We start from the raw sequence: 23395 nt of genomic DNA, 5'->3' as shown, positions 1-23395 counted from the left end.
AACGACCATCTCCGAACAGTGGAATTCCAGATCGAGAACCGCTGCGCGTTTTTCCTGGAATCGCTGCGGCAGCGACGTTTGGTCCGGGGCTGGTGCAAAGGCCGGACACGTAAGCCACTTTCGCGTTCGAGAAGTTTCCGCTAGGTCGAGCGCATGGAAGGAATGACCAAGGCGGATGTCGACAAGCTCGATAAAGGCTTGGCCGTGCACGGCGGTCGGCCGCTTCGCCCGCGCGATGCCGCAACCTTGATCCTGCTCGACAGGAGAGCCAGCGACGTTCTGGTGCTGATGGGCCGGCGCCACGCCGGCCACGCCTTCATGCCGGGGAAATTCGTCTTCCCAGGCGGCCGCACAGATCCCGCCGACAGCCGCGTTCCGGTGGCTGCCTCGCTTCATCGTGAGGAAGAGGCAAGGCTTGTGAGCGGCCCCGGCCGCGCGAGCGCCGCACGGGCGCGCGCCATCGCCATGTCGGCAATTCGTGAGACTTACGAGGAAGCCGGCCTGCTGATCGGCCGTAAAGGCCCGTTCGCCACCGCCAAGCGCGATTGGCAGGGTTTCGTCGAACACGGCGTCGCACCGTCGCTGGACGCCCTGCGCTTTATTGCCCGCGCCATCACGCCGCCCAACCGGGTGCGCCGCTTCGATACCCGGTTCTTCGGCGCCTGGCGTGAGGATGTCGCCGTCGAATTGCCCGATGGCGGTCCAACCAACGAATTGGAAGAGCTCGTCTGGCTGCCGCTTGGCGACGCCCGCAAGGCCGACATTCCCGACATCACCCGCATGATCCTGGAAGAACTGGAAAGGCGCCTCGCCCGCGATCCGTTACTGCGTCCGGGCGGCGCAGTGCCGTTCTTCCGCCTCATCCGAAACCGCTTCGTTCGCGAAGTCCTTTAGAAGCAGAGCATCCCCATCGATGACGGTCGATACCCAGCAACAGGGCGACGAACGCGTACACTGGCTGCCGATGACTGCGGCGATCTCCTCGATCAGCGTGGTCGGCATTGCCATCGGCCTCGGCATGCCGCTGCTCAGCGTCATCCTCGAATCGCGCGGCCACTCGGCCTCGATGATCGGCCTCAACACGGCGGTCGCCGGGCTCGCCTCGATCGCCGGCGCGCCGCTCGCCACGCCGCTGGCCATGCGCCTCGGCGTCGCCCAGACCATGCTTTTGATGATCGCCGTTGGCGCGCTCGCTTTTGTCGGCTTTCATTTCGCGCCGGCCTTCTGGATGTGGTTTCCGCTCCGCGTCGCGCTGCACATTTCGCTGACAGTGCTCTTCATTCTGTCGGAATTCTGGATCAGCACCTCGGCGCCCTCGCATCGTCGCGGCCTTGTGCTTGGCATCTACGCTACGGTGCTTTCTCTGGGCTTCGCCGCCGGGCCGTGGCTGTTCGCCCATGTCGGCTCCGGTGGATTCCTGCCGTTCGGCGTCACCATTGCGTTGGTAACGCTTGCTGCCATCCCGGTGCTGGCGGCTCGTAACGAGAGCCCGGCCATCGTCGCCGACGGCGAAACCAGCCATTTCCTGCGCTATATCTGGATGGTGCCCACAGCAACCTTCGCCGTGCTGGTGTTCGGCGCCGTCGAGACCGGCGGCTTTTCGCTGTTCCCGGTCTATGGCAGCCGCATCGGCTACTCCGAGGCCGACGCTGCGCTGTTGCTGACCATGATCGGACTCGGCAACGTGCTGCTGCAGATACCGATTGGCATGATCAGCGACCGAGTCTCGGACCGCCGCTACCTGCTTCTGGCCTGCGCCACGGTCGGCCTCATCGGAACCGTGTTCATGCCTTTCTTCGCCAAGGACTGGCACCTGATGGCGGCGCTTCTGTTCGTCTGGGGCGGTGTGGTCGCGGCCATGTACACGATCGGCCTTGCGCATCTGGGTTCTCAGCTTTCCGGCCATGAGCTCGCCTCCGCCAACGCCGCCTTCGTGCTCTGCTATGGGGTCGGCATGGTGATCGGCCCGCAGGCGATCGGCATCGGCATGGACGCCTTCGGCCCTTCGGGCTTCGGCTGGTCGCTGGCGCTGTTCTTTGCCGCGTACATGCTCCTGGTTCTCGTCAGGCTGGTGCGAAAGATCCTCTAGTGAAAATGTCGCCCAGCACCGGGGCATGCTGACATCACCGTGTCAGCAGGCCCCCTGCTATACCCTCGCTCCGATCCAGGAAGAGCGAGGATATAGCGATGATCGACAGCGGCTTTGAAACCAAGTCCCTCAGGATGGAACTGCTTCTGCTCGTCACCTTCCAGGCGCCGGCGGCCGATGTCGAGCGCATCATGGAGGCGGTGGTGGCGATCACGCCGCTGCGCATGGGCAAGTATGACGGCAATGCCTACCAGTCGGCGCAAGGAATAGAGCGCTACCGGACGCTCGAAGGCGCTGCCGCGGGCGCCGAGATCGAGTTGCGCAGGCGGCCGGGCACGGTCGAGGTGTCGTTCGAACTGCCCGACGATCAGGCGCTCGCCGCCCGTGTCGCCGAAGCGATATTCCAGGCCCATTCCTACCAGGAGCCTGTGATCCGCATTCAGCCGCTGCTGTCCAGCCGTTCCAAGGGACTCGACGACCATACCAATCCGAACCGCTGGTGGAACACCACCGGCGACTGGAAGAAGGCCGATCTGCAGGTCAGGGAGAACGCCTGACGCGGCGAGTTCCGCCGCGTCAAAACGGGGCAAGAAGGCGCTTGGACTTGACTTTCCGGGCGCGTTCTTTATGTGTCGCGCCAAGTTTCCCGCGTCCGGGTGTTTTCCCCGTGCTCCAGCGGCCAAAACTCCACGAACATTAACGGACGAACATCATGGCCAAAGCCGCAAACATCAAGATCAAGCTTCTGTCGACCGCCGACACCGGTTTCTTCTACGTGACCAGCAAGAACAGCCGCACCAAGACGGACAAGCTGTCGTTCCGTAAGTACGACCCGATTGCCAAGAAGCACGTCGAGTTCAAGGAAACCAAGATCAAGTAATCCGGTTTATCCTGAAATGCCGAACGCCGCCCCTTGGGGCGGCGTTTTTGTTTTCAGCGGGCGGATGCTCGAGCAAGAAAGCCCGCGGCTGCCTGACGCTGAATCATCATGAGAAAAAGGGGGCCGGTCGGCGGTTGGCAGCGGTACGAGGAGGCCACTATGTGCCAGCGCCGGCCGGCCGACCCCACGGACCCAGGAGATGCGGCGGACCTGAGCATCATGGGGTATTTTCTGGATCGAGCCGGGCAGTCTACCCTCGTGCCGGCTTCGTCTTCGTTCTATGCCAAGCAGATTTGCTCAAGAACTTATGAAAATCAACCATTTCTTAACCACGGCTCCCGAATCGCTTGGATTAAGGTAAATTCCTAACCCTATCGGGTTGACGCGGAATTGGGGCTTCCGCGGGTAACCGCATCGCGGCGCAACGATTCAGGCAACGCGCTTAAGTCTTCTGGTCTTCTCCATGTCGATGCGCCAAAACTGCTGCGCACCATTGGGTGGCACGGACTAGGCGGCCTTGGCGACAACCCGGTTGCGGCCGCCGCTCTTGGCCTCGTAGAGCGCAAGGTCGGCTCGCTTCATCAACGCCGCGACCGTATCGGCTCCCCTCAGCACCGATGACACGCCGACGCTGACCGTCACCTCGATCGTCTTGCCATCGCTGCCGATTGCGAAGGGCGCCTGCGCGATCTCGGCGCGGATACGCTCGGCCACCTTCTCGGCGATTGGCCCGTCGGTATCCGGCATGACCACGACGAACTCCTCGCCGCCGAAGCGGCAGGCGAGATCGATGCCGCGCACGTTCTTGCGCAGCCGCCTGGCGAATTCACGCAGAACGTCGTCGCCGCCGTCATGGCCATGGGCGTCATTGATGGATTTGAAACGGTCGAGGTCGGTGATCATCACCGAGAGCGGCCGCCGCCGCGCCACGGCGCGGTCGAACAGCGTCTCAAGATGGCTATCCAGGTAGCGGCGGTTGTGCAGGCCGGTCAGCGCGTCGGTCACCGCCATCTCGATGGTCTGGGTGACGCTGGCGCGCAGCTGATCGTTATAGCGCTTGCGCCGCACCTGCGTGCGCAGCCGGGCCGTCAGCTCGTGCTGATCGATCGGCCGCGTCAGATAGTCGTTGATGCCGAGTTCGAGGCCGCGGATGATGCGGCCCTCCTCGCCCTCATCGGCCAAGAGCATGATCGGCAGGAAGCGGGTGCGGTCGAGCGAGCGCAGTTGCGAGCAAAGCCGGAGCGCATCGAAATCGGCGAAGGCCGTCGAGATCAGCACGCATTCATAGGCGGTCTCGGCGGCCTGGAAGAATCCGGCATTCGGATCGGTGGCGACGTCGAGATCGGCGCTGCCGCGAAGCATCTTCTGGATACGCTCGATAGACGACTTGCGCTCGTCCACCAGAAGCACCTTGGGCTTGGTGTCTTCCGTCGCGAAGTTGCGGCTGAGCAGCTCTTCGATGCCGATGTTGCGCGTGGTCGAGGCGCGCAGCCGCAATTCGTCGGTCAGCGACTTCAGCCTGACCAGGCTCTTCACCCGCGTCATCAGTTGCAGATCATTGACCGGCTTGGTGACGAAATCGTCGGCGCCCGCCTCGAGGCCGCGCACCCTGTCCGATACCTGGTCGAGCGCGGTGATCATGACAACCGGAATATGCGAGGTCGCCGGGTCGCTCTTCAGCCGCTTGCAGACCTCGAAGCCGTCCATGCCCGGCATCATCACGTCGAGCAGCACGACATCGACCTTGCCGTTTTCGCAGGTCTCGATCGCATCCGGGCCGTTGCCGGCCGTCAGCACCTCGAAATATTCGGCCAACAGCCGAACCTCCAGCAGCCGCACATTGGCAGGGATGTCATCGACGACGAGGATCCGCGCGGTCATCTCAAAAGGCTCCGGCTCAGGCATCGCCCAGATAGGATTTGATCGTTTCGATGAAGCGCGGCACCGAGATTGGTTTGGAAATATAGGCCTCACAGCCACCCTGGCGGATGCGCTCCTCGTCGCCCTTCATCGCGAAGGCGGTGACGGCGATGACCGGGATCGAGTGCAATTCGTCGTCTTCCTTCAGCCACTTGGTCACTTCCAGGCCAGAAACCTCGGGCAGTTGGATGTCCATCAGGATCAGGTCCGGCCGGTGCTGGCGCGCGAGATCCAGCGCCTCCAGGCCGTTGCGCGTGCGGACCGTTTCGTAACCGCTGGCTTCGATGAGGTCCCGAAAGAGCTTCATGTTGAGCTCATTGTCCTCGACGATCATGACCTTCTTAGCCATCAATTTCCCGTCCCGACGGTCCCCTGAGCCGAAGACCGCCGTCATGCGTCCTTGCCGGATCGCACCCAACCCGCCTGTACCCTACGTCAATATGATTGACGAAACGCAAACCTGCCGTTGGAAAAGCACACCCATTCCACTTGCGGCTGCAGGGCTGAAGCGGCTGAGACTTGCCGCAAGCGACGCTTGCCATTACTGCGGAAGAAAGACTCAACATGCACATCGGCAAAAGGTAATGATGACGAACGCAGCGTCAATGCGCGAGGAGGCGGAAATCCTTGCCGTCAGGGCGCTTGGCTTCGTCGCCGGCGATCCGGAGCTGTTGCCTCGCTTCCTGGCGATAACCGGCATCGAGGCGCGGTCGATCCGCCACGCTGCCGCGGAGCCGGGCTTCCTTGCCGGCGTGCTGCAGTTCATCCTCGCCCACGAGCCGACGCTTTTGCGCTTTGCCGAGGAAACGGGCACGCCACCGGCTGCCGTCGGCAAGGCCTTGCGGGCGCTGCCGCTCGGCAATGACGATCATGAGCGCTCGACATGAGCGACGATCCCGAAACCGCGCGCCAGATCGAGGAGTTGGCGGCCGACGACCGGCCGCTGCTGGTGCTCGATGTCGATGATGTCGTGCTCGAATTTATCCGTCCCTTCCCGCACTACCTGAAGTCGCGCGGCTTCGGGCTGACCCTCGCCTCCTTCCGCCTCACCGGCAACATCGCCGAGACGGCGTCCGGCCGGCTGATCGAGCAGGCCGAGGTCACGGCGCTTCTCGGCGATTTCTTCGATGCCCAGGCCGATTGGCAAAGCATTACCGACGGCGCCGCGGAGGCGCTGGCGTCGCTCGGACAGCGCGCCGAGATCGTGCTCCTGACCGCCATGCCGCACAAGCACCGCGCCGTGCGCCGGGCGTATCTCGACGCGCTTGGCCTGATCTACCCTCTGCTGACCACGGAAATGGCAAAGGGCCCGGCCATCGCCAAGCTGCGCGGCGCCAAGGGCCGGCCCGTCGCCTTCGTCGACGACCAGCCCGCCAACCTGGCGTCGGCGCGCAAGTCGGTTACCGACGCGCATCTCTTTCACCTGATGGCCGACAATTCGCTGCGCGCTTTCCTGCCGCCGACGCCGGACGACATCATCTCGGTCGATAACTGGCGCGAGGCGGCGCCGAGGATTGCGGGCGCGCTCGGGCTATAATTCAGGCGCTCAGGGCTGCAGCTTCGCTCCAGCCCCGCCATTGTCGCCGCCGTCCGAATCGGCCCCGCCGGTTGAATTGTCAGTTCTGTTCGCGCCGTCATCGCCGCTCGAATTGTCGTCCTGCCCCGCGCTGTCGTCCTGGACTTTATCCGGGCCCTTCAGCATGGCGCCGTTGACGACGATGGACCCATCGGCCTTGGTGTTGATCACCCACTCCAGGCGACCGTCAGGCAGTGTCTTGCCAAAACCCTTGACGGCAAGCGCGAACGGGAAGGCCTGCACCATTTGCTCATCGCTCTTTGCCGCTTCCTTCAGGGCATCGACGATCCTGTCGTAGCCGGCGACGTCGATGGTCACGCTCCCATCGGCTTTCTTGCTATCCGGGAAATACACCTCGCCTTCCATGGCGACTTCGATACCGCCATTCTTCACTGTCGAGTGCCCGAACACGATCTTGGGCTTCTTGGCCTTGAAATCCTCGACCAAAGCCTTGCCGAATGCATCCGGCAGCGACGGATTCTTATTGAGATCAAAGGCTTCGATCGTCTTCCTTGCCATCGTATCGAGATCAATATTGGCGCCACCGAAGTTGAGGTCGATATCCGTCGGCAGCAACGCGACGCTCCAGGCGGGCAGCGCTTGCTGCGGGATCGTCAGGCCGGAGGCCTTGATCGAGTAATCGACTCTGCCGTTCGGTGAGATTCCGTCCATCGCGAACGCGGTGCTGAACTGCTTCGCCGCGAATTTGCCGACGGGGCTCTCCACCTCGAAATCCTTGAAGCTGTAGTTGCCGTCGATCCTTTCCCAGACGGGCAGCGCGGCCAACAGGAGCGATTTGAGCTCCGCCTGGTTAGCCTTGAGCTTGGCTTCGTCCTCGTTGGCGACGGCAAAGGCAAGAAGGTCGAGCAACGGCTTCGTCCGTACGCCCTTGCCATTCGCATCAACGGAAAGTTCGGGCGTTTTCAGGGCGACTGGAAAATTCATTCCGCTGTTGGGATCGTCGATCTTGATCGTCTCGACGAAGCTCGAGACCTTTTGCGTTGCCTTGAAGTCGACGCCGCCATTGGCCGACTTGGTGGCGGCAATCGTCGCGGTGCCGGCACCGGCGGTGACGTCCGCCTGCTGCTTGGCTTCCCGAGACGTCATCGTCATGCCGGCCATCGAGCTGGTGCCGCTGGTGAACGCCGCCAGGTTCGGATCGTAGACGGCGGAGCCCTTGCCGTCCTTGACCGAAACTTGCATGCTTTGCGGGCCTTCGGGTCCGTTGAATTCGAAGGACATGGTTTGGGAAAAATCCGAGGTGACCTCCCAGGATCCATCGCTGCGCGGCTTCACCAACAAGGCATAGGGCGCGAGGTCGATCTTGAACGGCTTCTGCTCCGGCAGGGCGCTGACCAGGGCCTTGACGTCCACTGCGATCTTGTAGGCGTCGCCTTCGACCGAGACCTTGATCACGCCCTTCTCGAACGCCTGCTTGCCGAAATAGCGCGCCAGATTGTCCGAAAGCTGTTTGGCGCCCTGGCTGTCGACGGTCTGTGCAACGGCCGGCGCGCTGAAAGCAAGAATGAAAACAAGTGGCAAAACACGCTTCACGTCAGTCTCCGTCGGTCTCGGAAGGCAAATCGTTTCGTCTTCTGGTAGAAAAGAAGCATTACAGCCGCAAGACGATGACTGTAAGCCAAATCCTCAAGCGGCTAAAGCACCAGCCGCATCAGCGGCCTACCGGGCTTGCGCTCCAGAAGCCTCTCGAACCCGGCCTTCTCGAACACGCGCGACGAGCCGACGAACAGCCCGATCGAACGCGAATCGCGCGACAGATCGATCGGGCAGGCTTCCAGCAGCCTGGCGCCATTTTCGCGGGCAAAGGCGATGCCGCCGTCGACAAGGCGATGAGTGATGCCCCTGCCCCGCGCCTTGGCGCGAATGAAAAAGCAGGAGATCGCCCAGACGTTCGGGTCTTGGGCATCCGCGGGATCGACAGGCGCCGAGCCCCGGCCTTGATTGTTCCATTCGGGCACGTCGGCGCGGGGGCCGACCTGCATCCAGCCGACGGCCTTGCCGTCCTCGAAAGCCAGAAGCCCGGGCGGCGGGCCGGCTTCGATGCGCGCCTTGATGTGATCCTTGTTGCGCTCGCGGTCGCTCGCCCGCCGCTCCGCCGGAGTCAGCCGGAAATGCGTGCACCAGCAGCCGTAACAGGCGCCCTGCTTGCCGAAGAGATCCTCGAAATCGGTCCAACGCTCAGGACTCAGCGGTACTATGGTCGTGCTCATACGTTCTCCCCAGGCCAAGCTTGTTGCCGGCCCTGCACTGTCGTACCATTGCGTTTGTTCTCTTTATGTTCGCAGCGATGACGGCTCCTGTCAACAATCCCGAACACGGCTTTTGTCGCGACTGCCTGGCTTTTCAGCGCAGCGAGACGCGCCGTTGCGAGCGCTGCGGCAGCCCGCGCCTTGCCCGTCATCCGGAACTCTACCGGCTGCACATCGCTCACATCGACTGCGACGCTTTCTATGCCGCCATCGAAAAGCGCGACAATCCGGCGCTGAAGGACAAGCCGCTGATCGTCGGCGGCGGCAGGCGCGGCGTCGTCTCCACTGCCTGCTACATCGCCCGCATCCAGGGCGTGCGCTCGGCGATGCCGATGTTCAAGGCGCTCGAGGCCTGTCCCGAGGCCGTGGTGATTGCGCCGAACATGGAAAAATATGTCGGCGTCGGCCGCGAGGTGCGCGCGCTGATGCAGGCGCTGACGCCGCTGGTCGAGCCGCTGTCGATCGACGAAGCTTTTCTCGACCTCGCCGGTACCGAGCGGCTGCATGGCATGCCGCCGGCGCTTGTGCTGGCCCGCTTCGCGCAGACCGTCGAGAAGGAACTCGGCATAACCGTTTCCACCGGTCTCTCTTACTGCAAGTTCCTGGCCAAGATCGCGTCGGACTTCCGCAAGCCGCGCGGCTTTTCAGTCATCGGCGAAGCGGAAGCGCCAAGCTTTCTCGCCGGGCAGCCGGTCACGCTGATCTGGGGCGTCGGCAAGGCCTTGGCCGCGACGCTCGAGCGCGACGGCATCCGCACCATTGCCCAGTTGCAGCGCATGGAGCGCGGCGAGCTGATGCGCCGTTACGGTGTCATGGGCGACCGGCTCTACCGGCTTTCGCGCGGCGAGGACGACCGCCGCGTCGACCCCGGCGGCGATGCCAAGAGCGTATCGGCCGAAACCACCTTCGACAACGACATCGGCTCGCTGGCAGAATTGGTGCCGGTGCTGCGCGGCCTGTCGGAAAAAGTCTCGGCGCGGCTGAAGAAATCCGGCATTGCCGGGCGCACCGTGGTGCTGAAGCTGAAGACGCAGGATTTCAAGCTGCGCACCCGCAACCGCCAGCTTGGCGATCCGACACGGCTGGCCGATCGCATCTTCCAGACCGGGCTCGATTTGTTGCGTCGCGAGACCGACGGCACGAAATTCCGCCTGCTCGGCATCGGCGTCAGCGATCTTTCCGACGACGGGAAGGCCGATCCGCCGGATCTGGTCGACGTCCAGTCGCGCAAGCGCGCGATGGCCGAAACCGCGATCGACGAGCTGCGCGACAAATTCGGCAGGAAGGCCGTCGAGACCGGTTACACCTTCGGCAAGGGCCGTGCCGCCAACCCGCCCGAGCCGCTCGAGGACTGAGACCGGCTGGCATTCATGGGGACCTGATCAGGTGCGCTGCAGGTCGATCCGGCTCGTCACCATGGTCTTGCCAGTTTTTGGATTTGTGTCGGTCACTGTCAGCCGCATGCTGTCGCTGCCGGTCTTCTCGACGGTCAACTGCGCTTTGCGGTCGCCATTGACCTCCTTTGCCCAACGGATGCCGAGGTTGAGCGCGTTGCCCGAACGGCTGCCGTTCAATTGCGCCGGCCCGGTACGCGAGCCGATGTAGACGCCGCTATAGCCCCTGCCGGTGGCCTTCAGATCCGCGCTGATCTCCCGCGTCATCAAGATCAGCCCGCGGCATTTGCCGTCGAGCGACAGCGAGGTCGAGGTAGCGCCGGATTTGAAGTCGCAGGAGATATTCACCGTCGGCGCATTCGCGCTCACCTTGAAGGTGCCGTTGCCGACGAAGCTGCCCTGGAACGAGCGCAGGAAATCTGCATCGTCGGCGTAGGCGCTCGCGGCAGTCATCAGGCAGCCGGCGAGAACGAGCGGAACCACTGGTCTCATCGAAATTCTCCCCCGTTGGAGCCGAAACACGCCTCCTGGCCTCGGAAGGCGCAAACAGACTCAGGAACGCAAGCGATCCTGGCAGGTTCCCTTGCCGATATGACCGTTTTGCAACAAGGCCGGTTGGCGTGAGGGTATTTTAAGCTGGCGGCGGCTCAGGCCGAGAGCGCGGCCTTCACCCAATCCAGCCGCGCCGCCGGCACCAGCCCGTAATTATAGAAATTGATGCCATCGACATCAGTTGTCCGCGCCGGGCTGACCTTCGCCGCTAGCAACTGCGGACCCGCCATTTCCGGGTAGAAAAGCCGGTAGCCGGTGCCGAGAAATTTGCCGGGGCCGAGCGCGGCGCGGCCAGCCGCCACCAGGCTTGCGACATCCTCGGCCTGCATGTCATAGGCGCACAGGATCCCCCCGTCGCAGACCTTGCCGACAGCCGCCAGATCGCAGCCGCCCAGCCAGCCTTCCTTGAGGTCGATGATGAGGACCTTGGTGGCCGGATGTGCCACCTCGCGCAGCTCGGCGACCAGACTGGTCACCGGCTCGAAGCGCCAGACCAGATAGGCATGTAGCTCGGGCCACGGCCCGAAAACTTCGAGTCCGCTCGCTGGAAAACCGGGAAAGCGCCGCTCCGGCACTGCGCGCTCGCAGGTCTCGACGATCCATTGCCGGACGAGCGCTCGCGCCCGTTCGGCGTTGACGCCGGCTTTAGCCGCGCGATCGACACAGGACGGACAGAAGCACAGCGACAGCAGGAAATCCTCCTCGGGCGTCAGGCCGACGCCGTCCTTCTCGTGATGGTATTCATGGGCAAATCCCATGAAGGAAGGGCTTTCGAGTTCGATCCTATCCGGTTTGTAGCCGTGCGAGATGTCCGCAACCAGCGCCCGGACATAGGCGCGCGCGTCGGGATGCGAGGGACAGAGATTGTAATAGTTGGGATCGCCGAAGGCGTTGCGAGTGACCGCCTCGGGATGAAGCATGCCGAGGCGGGTGTTGTGCAGGCACACCGTCCAGCAAGAGACCCCGGGGCCGCCCTGTTCCCGCCGGCGGACGAGTTGGCCAAGCACGTCGCCGCCTTCGCTGATCACATCCGCGACCTTGGGCTGGATGGCGAGGTCGGCCCATCGCGCCGCTGACGGCTTGAAATAGATGGTGCCATCCTCTGGAAAATAGGCTTTTCGCCACGGGCTGCGCGGCTGCAGGAAGCGACCGGCATGATAGGAGGTGGCCAGGCTGATCATGTTGAGGCCGGCGCGCTGGACAATATCGCGCTCGACCGTCTCCAGGCCGAGATCCTGAATGTCCCAGGGATAGGTCCACATCGAAAGCTGCATGCTCATCCTCGGTTCTTCGTCCCTTCCGGACCGGCGTCAGCCTTCGACCGGCTCGGCCACTTGCATCAGGCAGTCGCCCGCCTCGCACATGGTGTGCAGCCGGCGCGACAGCACAATGCCGCTTTCGGAGAAACGCATCGCCTCCTCGGCAAGCTCCAGCCGTTCGAGATCGTGATACCATCCCGCCAGTTGGCCAGCACTGACGCTGTCGCCGAGGCGGACCGCAGGCTCGAACCAGCCGCGCCGCGTCGAGTAGATGCCCTGGCTGTGCCTCGACAGCGAAAGCAACCGCGTCGGCTTCGCCGGCTCTGCGTCCGATGTGAGCACCGGCGCCGCGACCACGCCCAGCTCGACCATCAGGCGATCGAGCGCGCGAGCGGTAAGCGTCATCGAATTGACGGTAGCGGTTCCGCCGCCGCCGAATTCGCCGCTGACGCCGATGGCGCCCGCCCGGCGCGCGGCACCCATCGAGGTCGGCGAGGCCTGGCCGTTGTCTGCGACGAAGCCGAACGGCATCCCGAGCGCGCGCATTAGCTCGACACCCCGCCGATGGCGCTCGGCATCGGCATTGCGCTCGACCAGCGCCGTTGGCAGATGCTCCATCGAGGTGCCGCCCGAATGGATGTCGAAGACGACATCGTGACGGGGAAACAGTTCCGTTTCCAGGAAATGGGCGAGCCGACTGGTCGGCGTGCCCGACGGATTGCCCGGGAACGCGCGGTTGAGGTTGCCGCCGTCCAGCGGCGAGCAGCGCTTGGCGGCCATAACCGCCGGCGCATTTGCCATCGGCAGGATTGTGATGCTACCGCTGATTGCGGCCGGATCGAGCCGGCGGATCAGCTTGGCCAGCGACAGCTCGCCCTCATACTCGTCGCCGTGGTTGCCAGCCATCAGCAGCAGTGAGGGACCCTTCCCGTTGCGAATGGTGCAGATCGGTACCTTGACCTGGAAATAGGGAGAGCGGTCGACCGAGAACGGAATGCTGAGATAGCCGAGCGTTTTGCCTTCGCGGTCGAAATCGAGCGTGTGGACAAGGCCGGTATGCATGCTGTCCTCTCAGACGGCCGCGACGGCGGTGACTTCGATGCGCAGGTCCGGGTCGGCCAGACGCGCTTCGACGCAGGCGCGTGCCGGCAGGCGCTCGGGATCCACCCAGGCATCGTAGATCTTGTTCATCGCGTCGAAATCGCCGATCTGCGGCAGGAAGATGTTGACCGCCACGAGCTTCGACTTGCTGCTGCCGGCCTCATGCAGCAGCGCCTCGACTTTGGCCAGAACATCGCTGGTCTGCGCTTCGATGCCCCCCTTGCGGTCGTTGGCGACCTGGCCGGCTATATGCACCATGCCGCCATACACCACGGCCTGTGACATGCGAGAGCCGGACTGGAAGTATTTGATCATCTCGGATCCTTTCGAGTTCTTTTTGGAGGCCTGGTCAGCCAAAATAGGTCGGAATGGCATGGGCTACACGACCGGTCGCATCCACGCCGAAAAGAACGCGATAGCGGTCGAGGCAGGTGCAGGGATGCGAAATGCCGAATTCGATGACGTCGCCGACCGCGATGTCGTCGCCAGGCTGGAGCGCCAGAAAGGCATGCTGATCGTTGAGCTTGATTACCTGTGATTTCTCAGGTGAAGCTGGCAGCGGATCGCCCGAACGATACACCCTGAGCGGCTTGGGGAAACCCTGGTCGAAGGAGACGTCGCGCATGCCCATGCCGCAAATGGCGAGATCAGGTTCCGGCCGCGAAAGCACTTCGGCCCAGACACGCAGGACCGGACGGAAAGAATTGCGCGCCGAGGCGGTGGCGCCGCCGAGCTCGAAACCGCTGCGGCTGTCGACCGCGCCAAGCGATCGGTCATAGACGCCGTGGTCGTGGAAGAAGATGGCGCCGCTGCGCAGCACCAGCGTCGCCTTGCCGTCCTGTTCGACCAGCGGCGAAAGCGCCGCCACCACCCTGTCGAAGAAGACCGACCCGCCGGCCGTCACGACCAGGGGAGCCTCGCTGCCGAGGCGAGTGCGGAGCCTGAGGAACATGTCGCCCACCGATGCCAGCAGCGCAGAGACCGCTTCATCGGTGCGCAGCGGATCAGGCTGAGCGGCAGCGCCTTCATAGGTGCCGACGCCGGCAATGCGCAGCCGTCCGCCGGTCGCAGCGACGGCATCGGCGATTGCCTCGGCCTCTGCCGTGGTTCGTGCGCCCGCCCTCGCCGCGCCGAGCTCGACCAGGACACGCAACGGCGGGAGATCGGCAGCTGCCCGCCACGCATCCGCCAGTGCCCGCACGGCCGCGACCGAGTCGGCGAAGACATAGAGCTCGGCATCCGGCCACGCGCCAGTCACTTTCGCGAGCCGGCCTGCACCACCGGCGCCGCCGACCTCGTTGGCAATGATCAGTCTCGAGAGACCCGCCTTCAGCATCACCGTTGCCTGCCTTATATCGGCGACCGTCGTGCCCCAGGCACCGGCCTTGACCAGCGAATGGGCGAGATCCGGCGCCATCGGCGTCTTGGCATGCGGCGCGACCGCAGCGCCCTGTTCGCGCACATAACGCAGGAACAAGTCGCGATTTGAGGCGAAGGCCGCTTCGTCAAGGGTAAGCAGCGGCAGCGACATGCGGCCATCGGCCGGATGCCAGCCTTGCTGTCCGGCCAGGCTGGAATTCAATCCAGACGTGCCGGGGGGCACGCCACGGATACGATCGTCGAGCATGAAATTTTCATGCACGACAAGCGATTGGGCCGGTGTGTTCTCGCTCATCCGATGCTAACCCTTCCGTCGCCGAACAATGGCTCAACCGATTGCCGGCCAAGGCCTGAGGGAACCGCGTGCCAAATCCCTACTCCGGACCCATCATCGACGCCCATCACCATCTCTGGGATCTCAGCCTCGGCCGCCATCCCTGGCTGACCGCCTCTGCCGGCGAACGCGGCGGTCTCGGCGAGCTTAGTGCCTTGCGCCGCAACTATCTGCCCGAGGATTATCTGCGCGACGCCGCCCGGCACAATGTCGTCGCCAGCGTCCATGTCGAAGCCGGCTGGGCGAGCGACGACAGCGTCGGCGAGACCCGCTGGCTCGAGACGCTCGACAAGTCGTGCGGCGTAGCGGCGCGCTACGTCGTCCATGTGCCGTTGGCGAACCACAACGCGGCGGAGTTGATCGAGGCGCAGGACGCGTTCGACCGCGTCATCGGCATACGCGACATTCTGAGCTGGGACCCTGATCCCGCCCGGCGCTTCGCCGCTCGCGACGGCATAATGGACGATCCCGCCTGGCGCGCCGGCCTTGGCTCGCTCGCCCGGTACGGGCTCTCCTTCGACCTGATGGTGTTTCCACGCCAACTGGCCGAGGCAGCGCACCTCGCCGCAGCCTTTCCCGACCAGCAATTCGTCCTCAACCATTGCGGCAGCCCGATCGACCCTGACCCCGAAGGCTTGCAGAGATGGCGAGACGGGCTGCGCCTGCTGGCCGAGCGCGAGAACGTCGCCATCAAGATATCCGACCTGGTCGCTTACGATCATGACTGGACGCTCGAAAGTCTGCGGCCGATCGTTCTGCATTGCATCGACTGCTTCGGCATGAAGCGCGCGATGTTCGGCTCCGACTTCCCGGTCGCCGGCCTGCACGCCTCGTTCAATGAGGTATATGACAGCTTCAAGGTGATCACCGCCGATCTTTCCCGGGACGAGCAGGCGGCGCTGTTCTTTGGCAACGCCGCTCGCATCTATCGCCTGGACGCCGGGTCATCGCCGGGCTTGCTCCCTGCCTGAGAGCAGCAGCAGCCCGAGGATGAGCGAACCGAACAGGATGCTGCGCCAGCCGGGCGATGCATTGACCACGGTGATCAGCGCAGTGATCGTCACCAGCAGGATGGCTCCCGGGATGGTGCCCGCATAGGTGCCGAGCCCGCCGAGGATCGAGGTGCCGCCAAGCACCACTGCGGCGATCGAGGCGAGCAGATAAGGATCGCCGATCCCGACATAGCCCTGCCCGTTCATGCCGAGCACCAGCACGCCCGCGAGCCCCGCCGTGAATCCGCTGATGCCATAGACAGCCAATGTCGTGGAAATGATCGGCACGCCCGATAACGAAGCCGCAAGCGGATTGGCGCCCATGGCGAAGATGCGGGCGCCGAAAGGCGTTGCATGCATCAGTGTCAGCACGAGCACGGAAACCGCGATCCATAGCAGGATGCCGGCCGGAATGCCGGCCGGCCGCGCATTGCCCAGCCAATGAACCAGCGGGTTCTCGGCGGTGACGGCACTGCCGCCGGCAATGATGATCAGCAGACCCTGCAGGAATGTCGCCATGGCCAGCGTCATGATCATCGGATGGACGCGCAGCAGCGCCACCCCTAACCCGTTGACCACGCCGATAGCTGTGGTCAGCGCAACCACCGCGAGCACGGAGGCAAGGCCGGTCGGATCGGCCTGCCATGACAGCAGCGGCAGGCTGATGGCGCTGACGGTGACGATCGCTGCCACCGAGAGATCGATCCCGCCGGCGATCACCACGAAGGTCTGCCCGGCCGCCACGAGGCCGATCACCGCGCCAAGTTCTACCAGGTAGCGCAGATGTCCGTAGGCGCCGAAGCCGCGCGATGCGATGCTCGCCGCAATCCAGACTGCGACGACGATGGCAAGGGTGAGGAACGGTCGGCTGGTGAGGATCGCCCTGGCGCGTCTGCCGCCGGGGCTGTCGGTCCACGCTGTCATTGCTGCACCTTGCGGAATTGCGGGATGGCGACCGCGCCGATGATGATCAGCCCTTGCGCGACATACTGCGCTACCGGGGTGAAGCCGAGGAAGAACATCACGCTGATCATCAGGCTGAGCAGCAGGCTGCCGGCGAGCGCGCCGCGCATGGTGCCCTGCCCGCCGAGAAAGCCAATGCCGCCAAGCACGGCAGCGGCAATGGAATTGAGCGTGAAGGCGGTGCCGATGACCGGATCGCCAGAGCCCGTTTGCGCGGCGACGAACAGCCCGGCGCCGGTCGACAAGAGGCCGCTGATCGCATAGGCGGCCACACGCGCCGCGTCGACCGGCACACCGGAACGGTAAGCCCCGACCGGATTCTCGCCGGCGGCATAGAGGCTCAATCCAAGCGGCGTGGCGAGATAGAGCTTCCACAGCAGGACGACCACCAGCAACAGCACGAACGCCGCTGGCGTGTCGCCGGCAAGCAGGTCGGACAGCCAAGCCGGGATGGAGCCGCCAGGCCTCGGCAGGATCAGCAGTGCGGCGCCGCCGATGATGAACGAGCCGGCGAGCGTCACCACGATCGCCGGCAGGCGCAGCCTGACCACGATGAAGCCGGTCGCGGCGCCAATGCCGAGCCCGGCAAGCGCCACGGCGGCCGCGCCGCCGGCGACGCCCAGCGGTCCGGCCATGGTGGTCGCGGCAATGACCGCGCCGAGGCTGACGGTCGCGCCGATCGCAAGGCTGATGCCGCCGGTGAGCATGAGGATCGCCTGCGCCATCGCCACCAGCGCCAGCGGGAACCAGCTCTGGGTGAACTTGGCAAAGCCGGAGACCGTGAACAGGCCCGGAAAAAGCACGGCATAGGCGATGAGAAACGCCAGCACCACCAGGAAGAGGCTGCGAACGCCGATGTTGCGGCGCGCCTGCACCTGCCAGTAGAGCGCGCCGTTGGCTCTCGCGTACGGAATGATGCTCATGCCGCCACCTTCCGCCTCTCTGCACCCATCGCCGCCGACACGATGGCTTCCTCGCTCAGCGCGGCACGCTCGAGCATCCTGACGACGCGGCCTTCACGAACCACCGCGACGCGGTCGCATAGATGCACCAGTTCCGGCGTATCGGAACTGAGCAGCACGACCGCCTTGCCAGCGGCGGCGAAGGCGCGAAGCATCAGATAGATTTCGCGCTTGGTCTCGACATCGACGCCACGCGTGGGATCGTTGAGCAGCAGCACCAGCGGATCGTGCGGCATCCACTTCGCCAGCGCGACCTTCTGCTGATTGCCGCCCGACAAGGCCTGCGCCGGACGCTGCAGGTCGCCCTTGATGGAAAGCTGGGCGGCGAGATCCCTTCCCTTCTGGCGTTCAGCCTTGCGGCTGCGCAGCTTCAACGACGGAAGCCTCGCGAGGGAAGGCAACATCATGTTGGTGATGATCGGATGAATAAGGTGGAGGCCCTCGCGCTTACGGTCGGCTGGCACATAGGCGAGCCCCAGCGCGTTGGCTTTCGGCACATTGCCCGGCAGGCCCGACACGCCGTTTACCGTCGCCGAAACCGTCCTCGCCGGGATGGCCCCATAAAGACCGAGCAGCAGATCCTCCTGCCCCTGACCGACCAGGCCGCCTATGCCCAGCACCTCGCCGGTCCCGATGTCGAGGTCGACGTCGTGCATCAGGCCGGCCGAGAAGCCGCGGACCGAGATGGCGGCGCCGGGCGATGCCGACGGCTGCCATTTCGGAAAGAGATCGCCGGGGTCGCGGCCGACCATCAGGCGCACCAATCCAGTCGCGTCGGTTCCCTCCAGCGACCGGTCGGCCGTGCAGGTGCCGTCCTTCAGCACGGTCACATGCTGGCAGAGCGCCATCACCTCGTTGAGCCGGTGCGAGATGTAGAGAATGGCGACGCCTTCTCCACGCAACCGTCCCAACAGGGCGGTGAGGATTTTCGTTTCCGCCGCCGAGAGCGACGAGGTCGGCTCGTCGAGGATGAGCACGCGCGGCCGGCGATAGAGAGCCTTGGCGATCTCCACCATCTGCCGTCGCCCGAGGGATAGATTCCCAACTGGTGTCGACAACGGCTCGTCGAGGCCGACAAGTTTGCATGCCGCCTTCGCCCGCGCGGCAAGCTCCCTGTAATCGACTAGCCCGAAGCGCTTGGGATAGGCGCCGATGCCGATGTTCTCGGCTATCGAAAGGCTGGCCGTCAGGCTGAGCTCTTGCTGCACGACGGCGATGCCGGCCTGCCGCGCGAGCGCTGGCGTCATGCGTGCCACGGCACGCCCATCGACCTCGATGGTCCCGCTGTCCGGGCGCAAGGCACCTGACAGGAGGTTGATCAAGGTCGACTTTCCGGCGCCGTTCTCGCCGAGCAGCGCATGCACGCGGCCCGGCTGGAGAGCGATGGAGACGTCGCGCAGGACGGGGTTGCCGAAGAACGCCTTCGACACCCCCCGCGCGGCAAGGAGCGGAGCCATGGTCAATGCTGCGACCTTTCCGGCCTACTTCTGCGCCAGCAGCTTCTTGAACAGCTCCTCATCGTAGGGCGAATAGATGTAACCGTCAGCCGGGAAATCTTTCGCCCGGGCGAGGTATTGATCGATGTTGGAATTGTCGATGACCGGCAGCGGAATCTTGACGAAGGCCGGCACGTCCTTGCCCTCCAGCGCCTGGACCGCGGTGTAGGTGGCAAAGGCGCCGAGCCAGTTCGGCTGCATGGTCGCCCAGCTCTTCAGGCCCTTTTCCTTCCACAGCTCGAGGAACTGGCGCGCATTCTCGCCGGTGATCGGCACCTGGTCGCGGCCCTGCTTGTCGAGCGCGAGCACCGCACCGGCCGAGAGCGCGCCGCCGAGCGACAGGATGCCGTCGATCTCGGGATTGGCGAACAGCAGGCTGGTGACGGCTTCCTGGGCCGGCGCGACATTGTACGGCGTGTTGGTCTCGGCGAGGATTTTCACGTCGGGGTGGGCCTTGAGCTCGGCATCGGCGCCCTTGCGGCGGTCGTCGCTGACCGAAACGCCGGCCGGACCGTTGAGGATGAGGATCTTGCCCTTGCCGCCGATGGCGTCGATCAGGAACTTCGCAGCCTGGTCGCCCCACTGCGAGGAATCCGTGTTGACCTTGGCCGTCACCTGGTCGGTGTCGACAAGGCTGTCGAAGTTGATGATCGCGATGCCCTTGGCGCAGGCATCCGCGATCACACGCGCCGGAGCGGTCGAGGAACCGGCAATCAGGATGATGGCGTCGACATTGGAATCGATCATCGACTGGATCTGCTGGATCTGCACATTGGCGTCGCCCTGGGCGTCGGTCACGACCAGCTTGTCGACCAGCCCCTGCTTCTTGAGCGCCTCGACCTCGGCTTCGATCGTACCCTGCGTCTGCTTCATCCAGGTCGGCACGGAATAGATGTTGGCCCAGCCGATCGTATACGGCGCCTTGCGGTCGCCCTTGATGCACTTCGCGGCCGCATCGGCCTGCGAGGCGGCACCGACGGCCAGGATGAGACCGAGGCAAACGGCGCTGGCGGATGCGAAAAACGATGACTTCTTCATGACGGTTCCCCTTCTGTAGCTCTTGTCAGGACGTGCGGAGTCGAGACGGCGAAACACCGCGGTCGCCGCTGGCGGAAACCGCTCGTTTTGTCGTCTGGACTTCTTCTGTCCGGCTCGTTAGTTTGTCCGATATTCCAGACAACATGTCTGTATATCGGACAAACGGGATGCTAGACTGAGCCTTGACATCTTTCAAGCGTCTTGAGACGAGAGCCGAAAATGATTTTTGGGCGGCTGGCATGAGCGAAGGCGCAACTGGTTTGATCGAGGCAGGCGCCGGGGCACAACCGCAGCCCGGCGAGCGCCGCCGCGGCATCGACCGCGTCATCATGCTGCTCGAGGCCCTGCTGAAGCATCGCGCGCCGATGCGCATCGGCGACATCGCAAAGATGATCAACGCACCGCGTTCGACCACCTATGAGATCGTCAACAGCCTGCTCGAAGCCGAAATGCTCGAAAATGTCGGATCCGAGGGCTACGTCTATTTCGGGCGGGCGATGCACTTGTTCGGATGGGCGTACTCACACCACAACGCACACTATCGCCGCATCCTTGAAACGCTGGACAGGATGGCGGCCGAGACCGGCGAGACCGTTCAGCTCTGTGGTCTGCGCGGCAACAAATATGTCGTTCTCGATTGCCGGGATTCTCCTGGCCCTTTCCGCATCTCGAGCGATGTCGGCGTCGAGGTGCCGATCCCGTGGACGGCGTCGGGGCGGCTGCTGGTCGGCCATATGCAGGAGACGGAACTCAAGGATTTCATTCCTGCCGCCGACTACGAACTCCCCGACGGCCGGGTCATTGCTCCCGACGAATTCTTCGCCGATGTCGACCTGGCTCGCCGGCAGGGCTTCAGCGAGACCTCGGCGCTCGCCGACCGTTTCACCTGGTGCATGGCGGCTCCCATCCGCGACAGCCACGGCGCCATCAACACGACGCTTTGCTTTGTGCTGCCGGTCGACACGCCGGAGCCGCGTCGCAACCAGTTGCTTGAACTGCTGCGCGAGCGCGCCCGCGGACTGTCGCTCGCCGGAAGCTGAGCCGGAATGCGGCCGTCTGGCCCAGTCGAATGCCGCGACTACCGATGGCGGCACAACGACGGTGTTGCGACATAGCGCCAATGGCACCCGCTCCCTCTATCACCAAGGCCGCGCTCTGGATGGCGCTGTCGATCGCCTCGTTCCTGGCGATGTCGGTCGCCGGCCGTACCGCGACGGCCGCGCTCAATGTCTTCCAGGTGCTGGAGCTGCGCTCGGTGATCGGCTTCTTCATCCTGCTGCCGCTGGTGATGACCGGCGGCGGCTTTAGGGCGATGCGCACCCAGCGCCCGCTCGCCCACATCGCCCGCAACGTCGTCCACTATGCCGGCCAGGCCGCCTGGCTCTATGCGCTGACCTTGATTCCGCTGGCCGTGCTGATCTCGATCGAGTTCACGACCCCGATCTGGACGGCGATCCTGGCGGTGAGCTTTCTCGGCGAAAGGCTGTCGCGGGCCAGGCTGACGGCAATCGTGCTGGGTCTGATCGGCGTGGTGATCATCGTGCGTCCCGGCGTCGGCTCGGTCGATCCCGGGCAACTCGTCGTGCTGGGAGCCGCAATGTGCTTCGGCGTCTCGGTGGTCATGGTCAAGTCGCTGACACGAACCGACAGCGTCGTGCGCATCATCTTCTGGATGCTGATCATTCAGTCCGTGGTCGGCCTCGTCCCGGCGCTCTATGTCTGGCGCAACCCGGCAGTCGCACTGTGGCCGTCGATATTCGTGGTCGCCTTTACCGGCATGTCCTCCCATTTCTGCATGGCCCGCGCGCTCAGCCACGCCGATGCGACCGTCATTTCGCCGATGGACTTCCTGCGCGTGCCGCTGTCTGCGCTCATCGGATGGCTGCTTTACAACGAGCAGATCGATGTCTTCACCGCCGGCGGCGCCTTGCTGATCCTGACCGGCAATCTCCTCAACCTGCAGCGCAAAGCGCCTCAGCCTGCCGAAGTGGCGACCTCCTAGCTGTGAAGGTCAGACGCCCGGTTGGATTGCCTGCGATCCGACACGCTGGCTGGTGTCGACACCGGGCCCATGGGGCATTTCATCAGCACGGGTGGAGCGCATAACACCGCCAACTACGCCATTGCTGCCTAGCCCGGGCCAAATCGCCTTCAGCCAGCCGTTCATTGGCATGGCGGCACCCGCTCTCATCCCTCCTTGCGATCAGCAAGGCGCCTTTTGTCGGCTTCACTAAAAAAAAGGCAATGCCGTTTAATTTGATAGCGCCACTGCCTCGCTGTCCGCAATTTTCCAGTCTGAACGGGCGTGAACGAGTTCTCCGGAGGGCCTCGATGAATACTATGAAGCATGCATTTCATCTAGTGAACGTTCTTGGCAATATAGTTCCCCATGCCGGCAGGCGCTTTTTGCTGGATAGGCTTGGATTGGGCAAGATTTTGCAGCGGGCGTCCAAGGGGAGCATCGATCAGGTCAAACTGCCAAACGGCTATGACCTCTTCTTCAACCCGATGCTACACTGGAATGCAACCAACCCAAAAAATCACGAGCCAGAAGTCACCGCCCTGCTCCACCGCTATCTAAAACCAGGGGCCATTTTCTATGACATTGGCGCCAATATCGGGTTGCATTCGCTGATCGCGTCGAAGATTGTGGGCCCAACGGGACGAGTGCTTGCATTCGAGCCCGGTGAGATCAACCTTAAGTATTTCCGCCGGACTCTGGAAAACAGGATCCCCAACGTATCGCTGCACGAATTCGCGATTGGTGCTGCCGACGAAGTGAGGGTGTTCGACCTCAGGGGTGGCGCAATGTCGGGGAAGCTGGTTGGCCCCGGGGAAAATGCCGTCGCTCCCGTGAGCGTGCAAGTTAGGTGCATCGACAGCCTCATAGCTGAAGGCTATCCACGCCCTGATGTGATAAAGATTGATATCGAAGGAGGCGAGGCAGACGCGCTGCAGGGGGCCGCGACAACGTTGCAAACACATCCGGTCGTGATCTGCGAGATGCATGATTTTGCGCCCGAGGAAGTGAAACGGGCCATGAAATCGCTGACAGAAGCTGGTTATCAGGTGACCCGAATCCCGGATAGATCGCCATCGGATCATTCGCGTAGCCATCATATTGTGGCAGTACGGGGCGACGGCGTTTGAATTCGGCTAAAGCAAGATTTGTGGTGTCCCGCCTAACCG

At 63.8% G+C, this 23395-nt stretch carries 24 protein-coding genes; 11 read left to right on the top strand and 13 right to left on the bottom strand.

Annotated features, from left to right (window positions below; all coding sequences use genetic code 11):
• Positions 1 to 153: 153 nt before the first annotated feature.
• From CK215_RS01835 to rpmG, 4 genes are all read left to right on the top strand, one after another.
• A complete protein-coding gene (locus tag CK215_RS01835) occupies positions 154 to 894 on the top strand; it encodes an NUDIX domain-containing protein (protein WP_095829927.1) in 741 nt (246 codons plus the stop codon).
• A 19-nt stretch (positions 895 to 913) separates the two neighbouring features.
• Positions 914 to 2089, top strand: a complete 1176-nt coding sequence (locus CK215_RS01830) for an MFS transporter (protein WP_095829926.1) — start codon at positions 914 to 916, stop codon at positions 2087 to 2089.
• A gap of 98 nt (positions 2090 to 2187) precedes the next feature.
• Positions 2188 to 2646 carry a hypothetical protein gene (locus CK215_RS01825; RefSeq protein ID WP_095829925.1) on the top strand — a complete coding sequence of 153 codons (459 nt, stop codon included), beginning with the start codon at positions 2188 to 2190 and terminating at the stop codon, positions 2644 to 2646.
• Positions 2647 to 2801: 155 nt separating this feature from the next.
• Positions 2802 to 2969: a 50S ribosomal protein L33 gene (rpmG, locus tag CK215_RS01820; RefSeq protein ID WP_040995604.1), complete on the top strand. Its 168-nt coding sequence runs from the start codon at positions 2802 to 2804 to the stop codon at positions 2967 to 2969.
• Between the two features lie 507 nt (positions 2970 to 3476).
• Here the strand turns inward: rpmG and CK215_RS01810 are convergent.
• Positions 3477 to 4850, bottom strand: coding sequence for a PleD family two-component system response regulator (locus CK215_RS01810; protein WP_095830162.1), 1374 nt, complete (start codon positions 4848 to 4850; stop codon positions 3477 to 3479).
• Positions 4851 to 4866: 16 nt separating this feature from the next.
• Positions 4867 to 5238 (bottom strand): response regulator, encoded by a 372-nt coding sequence (locus CK215_RS01805; protein WP_027166515.1) that lies wholly within the window; start codon positions 5236 to 5238, stop codon positions 4867 to 4869.
• A gap of 238 nt (positions 5239 to 5476) precedes the next feature.
• On the opposite strand from CK215_RS01805, the gene CK215_RS01800 reads away from it, so the two are divergent.
• Both CK215_RS01800 and CK215_RS01795 read left to right on the top strand, forming a co-directional pair.
• Positions 5477 to 5776, top strand: coding sequence for a DUF3572 domain-containing protein (locus tag CK215_RS01800; RefSeq protein WP_095830161.1), 300 nt, complete (start codon positions 5477 to 5479; stop codon positions 5774 to 5776).
• A complete protein-coding gene (locus CK215_RS01795) occupies positions 5773 to 6426 on the top strand; it encodes a hypothetical protein (RefSeq protein WP_095829924.1) in 654 nt (217 codons plus the stop codon). The genes CK215_RS01800 and CK215_RS01795 overlap by 4 nt, the downstream gene beginning before the upstream one ends.
• Positions 6427 to 6435: 9 nt before the next feature.
• Here the strand turns inward: CK215_RS01795 and CK215_RS01790 are convergent, their stop codons facing one another.
• Positions 6436 to 8019: a hypothetical protein gene (locus CK215_RS01790; RefSeq protein ID WP_095829923.1), complete on the bottom strand. Its 1584-nt coding sequence runs from the start codon at positions 8017 to 8019 to the stop codon at positions 6436 to 6438.
• Between the two features lie 101 nt (positions 8020 to 8120).
• Positions 8121 to 8696 carry a GNAT family N-acetyltransferase gene (locus CK215_RS01785; protein ID WP_067328128.1) on the bottom strand — a complete coding sequence of 192 codons (576 nt, stop codon included), beginning with the start codon at positions 8694 to 8696 and terminating at the stop codon, positions 8121 to 8123.
• Positions 8697 to 8761: 65 nt separating this feature from the next.
• Between CK215_RS01785 and CK215_RS01780 the strand changes: the two genes are divergently transcribed.
• Positions 8762 to 10090: a DNA polymerase IV gene (locus CK215_RS01780; protein WP_095829922.1), complete on the top strand. Its 1329-nt coding sequence runs from the start codon at positions 8762 to 8764 to the stop codon at positions 10088 to 10090.
• Between the two features lie 27 nt (positions 10091 to 10117).
• Here the strand turns inward: CK215_RS01780 and CK215_RS01775 are convergent, their stop codons facing one another.
• The 5 genes from CK215_RS01775 to CK215_RS01755 all read right to left on the bottom strand — a co-directional run bounded on the left by CK215_RS01775 (position 10118) and on the right by CK215_RS01755 (position 14716).
• The gene (locus CK215_RS01775; protein ID WP_095829921.1) at positions 10118 to 10621 is read right to left on the bottom strand and encodes a hypothetical protein; all 504 of its coding nucleotides are present in this window, start codon (positions 10619 to 10621) and stop codon (positions 10118 to 10120) included.
• A 155-nt stretch (positions 10622 to 10776) separates the two neighbouring features.
• Entirely contained in the window at positions 10777 to 11955 is a 1179-nt protein-coding gene (locus CK215_RS01770; RefSeq protein ID WP_095830160.1) for a hypothetical protein, read from the bottom strand.
• Between the two features lie 36 nt (positions 11956 to 11991).
• Positions 11992 to 13002: a succinylglutamate desuccinylase/aspartoacylase family protein gene (locus tag CK215_RS01765; protein ID WP_095829920.1), complete on the bottom strand. Its 1011-nt coding sequence runs from the start codon at positions 13000 to 13002 to the stop codon at positions 11992 to 11994.
• 9 nt (positions 13003 to 13011) lie between these two features.
• Complete coding sequence (locus CK215_RS01760) at positions 13012 to 13356, bottom strand: RidA family protein (RefSeq protein WP_067000282.1); 345 nt, start codon at positions 13354 to 13356, stop codon at positions 13012 to 13014.
• 34 nt (positions 13357 to 13390) lie between these two features.
• Positions 13391 to 14716 (bottom strand): alanine racemase, encoded by a 1326-nt coding sequence (locus CK215_RS01755; RefSeq protein WP_095829919.1) that lies wholly within the window; start codon positions 14714 to 14716, stop codon positions 13391 to 13393.
• A gap of 68 nt (positions 14717 to 14784) precedes the next feature.
• On the opposite strand from CK215_RS01755, the gene CK215_RS01750 reads away from it, so the two are divergent.
• Complete coding sequence (locus tag CK215_RS01750) at positions 14785 to 15726, top strand: amidohydrolase family protein (RefSeq protein WP_095829918.1); 942 nt, start codon at positions 14785 to 14787, stop codon at positions 15724 to 15726.
• Here CK215_RS01750 and CK215_RS01745 read toward each other — a convergent pair.
• Genes CK215_RS01745 through CK215_RS01730 form a run of 4 tightly spaced genes read right to left on the bottom strand, consistent with a single transcriptional unit; the run spans position 15700 to position 20206 of the window.
• Positions 15700 to 16671, bottom strand: coding sequence for an ABC transporter permease (locus tag CK215_RS01745; RefSeq protein WP_095829917.1), 972 nt, complete (start codon positions 16669 to 16671; stop codon positions 15700 to 15702). The genes CK215_RS01750 and CK215_RS01745 overlap by 27 nt on opposite strands.
• On the bottom strand, positions 16668 to 17633 hold the full coding sequence (locus CK215_RS01740) for an ABC transporter permease (protein ID WP_095829916.1): 966 nt from the start codon (positions 17631 to 17633) through the stop codon (positions 16668 to 16670). Before CK215_RS01740 ends, CK215_RS01745 begins: the two co-directional genes overlap by 4 nt.
• The gene (locus CK215_RS01735) at positions 17630 to 19129 is read right to left on the bottom strand and encodes a sugar ABC transporter ATP-binding protein (RefSeq protein WP_095829915.1); all 1500 of its coding nucleotides are present in this window, start codon (positions 19127 to 19129) and stop codon (positions 17630 to 17632) included. Before CK215_RS01735 ends, CK215_RS01740 begins: the two co-directional genes overlap by 4 nt.
• A gap of 24 nt (positions 19130 to 19153) precedes the next feature.
• The gene (locus tag CK215_RS01730) at positions 19154 to 20206 is read right to left on the bottom strand and encodes an ABC transporter substrate-binding protein (protein WP_095829914.1); all 1053 of its coding nucleotides are present in this window, start codon (positions 20204 to 20206) and stop codon (positions 19154 to 19156) included.
• Between the two features lie 239 nt (positions 20207 to 20445).
• Between CK215_RS01730 and CK215_RS01725 the strand changes: the two genes are divergently transcribed.
• The 3 genes from CK215_RS01725 (at position 20446) to CK215_RS01715 (ending at position 23356) form a co-directional block, all read left to right on the top strand.
• A complete protein-coding gene (locus tag CK215_RS01725; RefSeq protein ID WP_095829913.1) occupies positions 20446 to 21246 on the top strand; it encodes an IclR family transcriptional regulator in 801 nt (266 codons plus the stop codon).
• A gap of 80 nt (positions 21247 to 21326) precedes the next feature.
• Positions 21327 to 22208 carry a DMT family transporter gene (locus CK215_RS01720; protein ID WP_095829912.1) on the top strand — a complete coding sequence of 294 codons (882 nt, stop codon included), beginning with the start codon at positions 21327 to 21329 and terminating at the stop codon, positions 22206 to 22208.
• A gap of 329 nt (positions 22209 to 22537) precedes the next feature.
• Positions 22538 to 23356, top strand: coding sequence for an FkbM family methyltransferase (locus tag CK215_RS01715; protein ID WP_095802189.1), 819 nt, complete (start codon positions 22538 to 22540; stop codon positions 23354 to 23356).
• Positions 23357 to 23395 lie beyond the last annotated feature (39 nt).

Origin of the sequence: Mesorhizobium sp. WSM3864, from assembly GCF_002294955.1 — a bacterium.
Lineage (GTDB): Bacteria > Pseudomonadota > Alphaproteobacteria > Rhizobiales > Rhizobiaceae > Mesorhizobium.
This window is presented reverse-complemented; position numbering and strand designations above follow the sequence as displayed.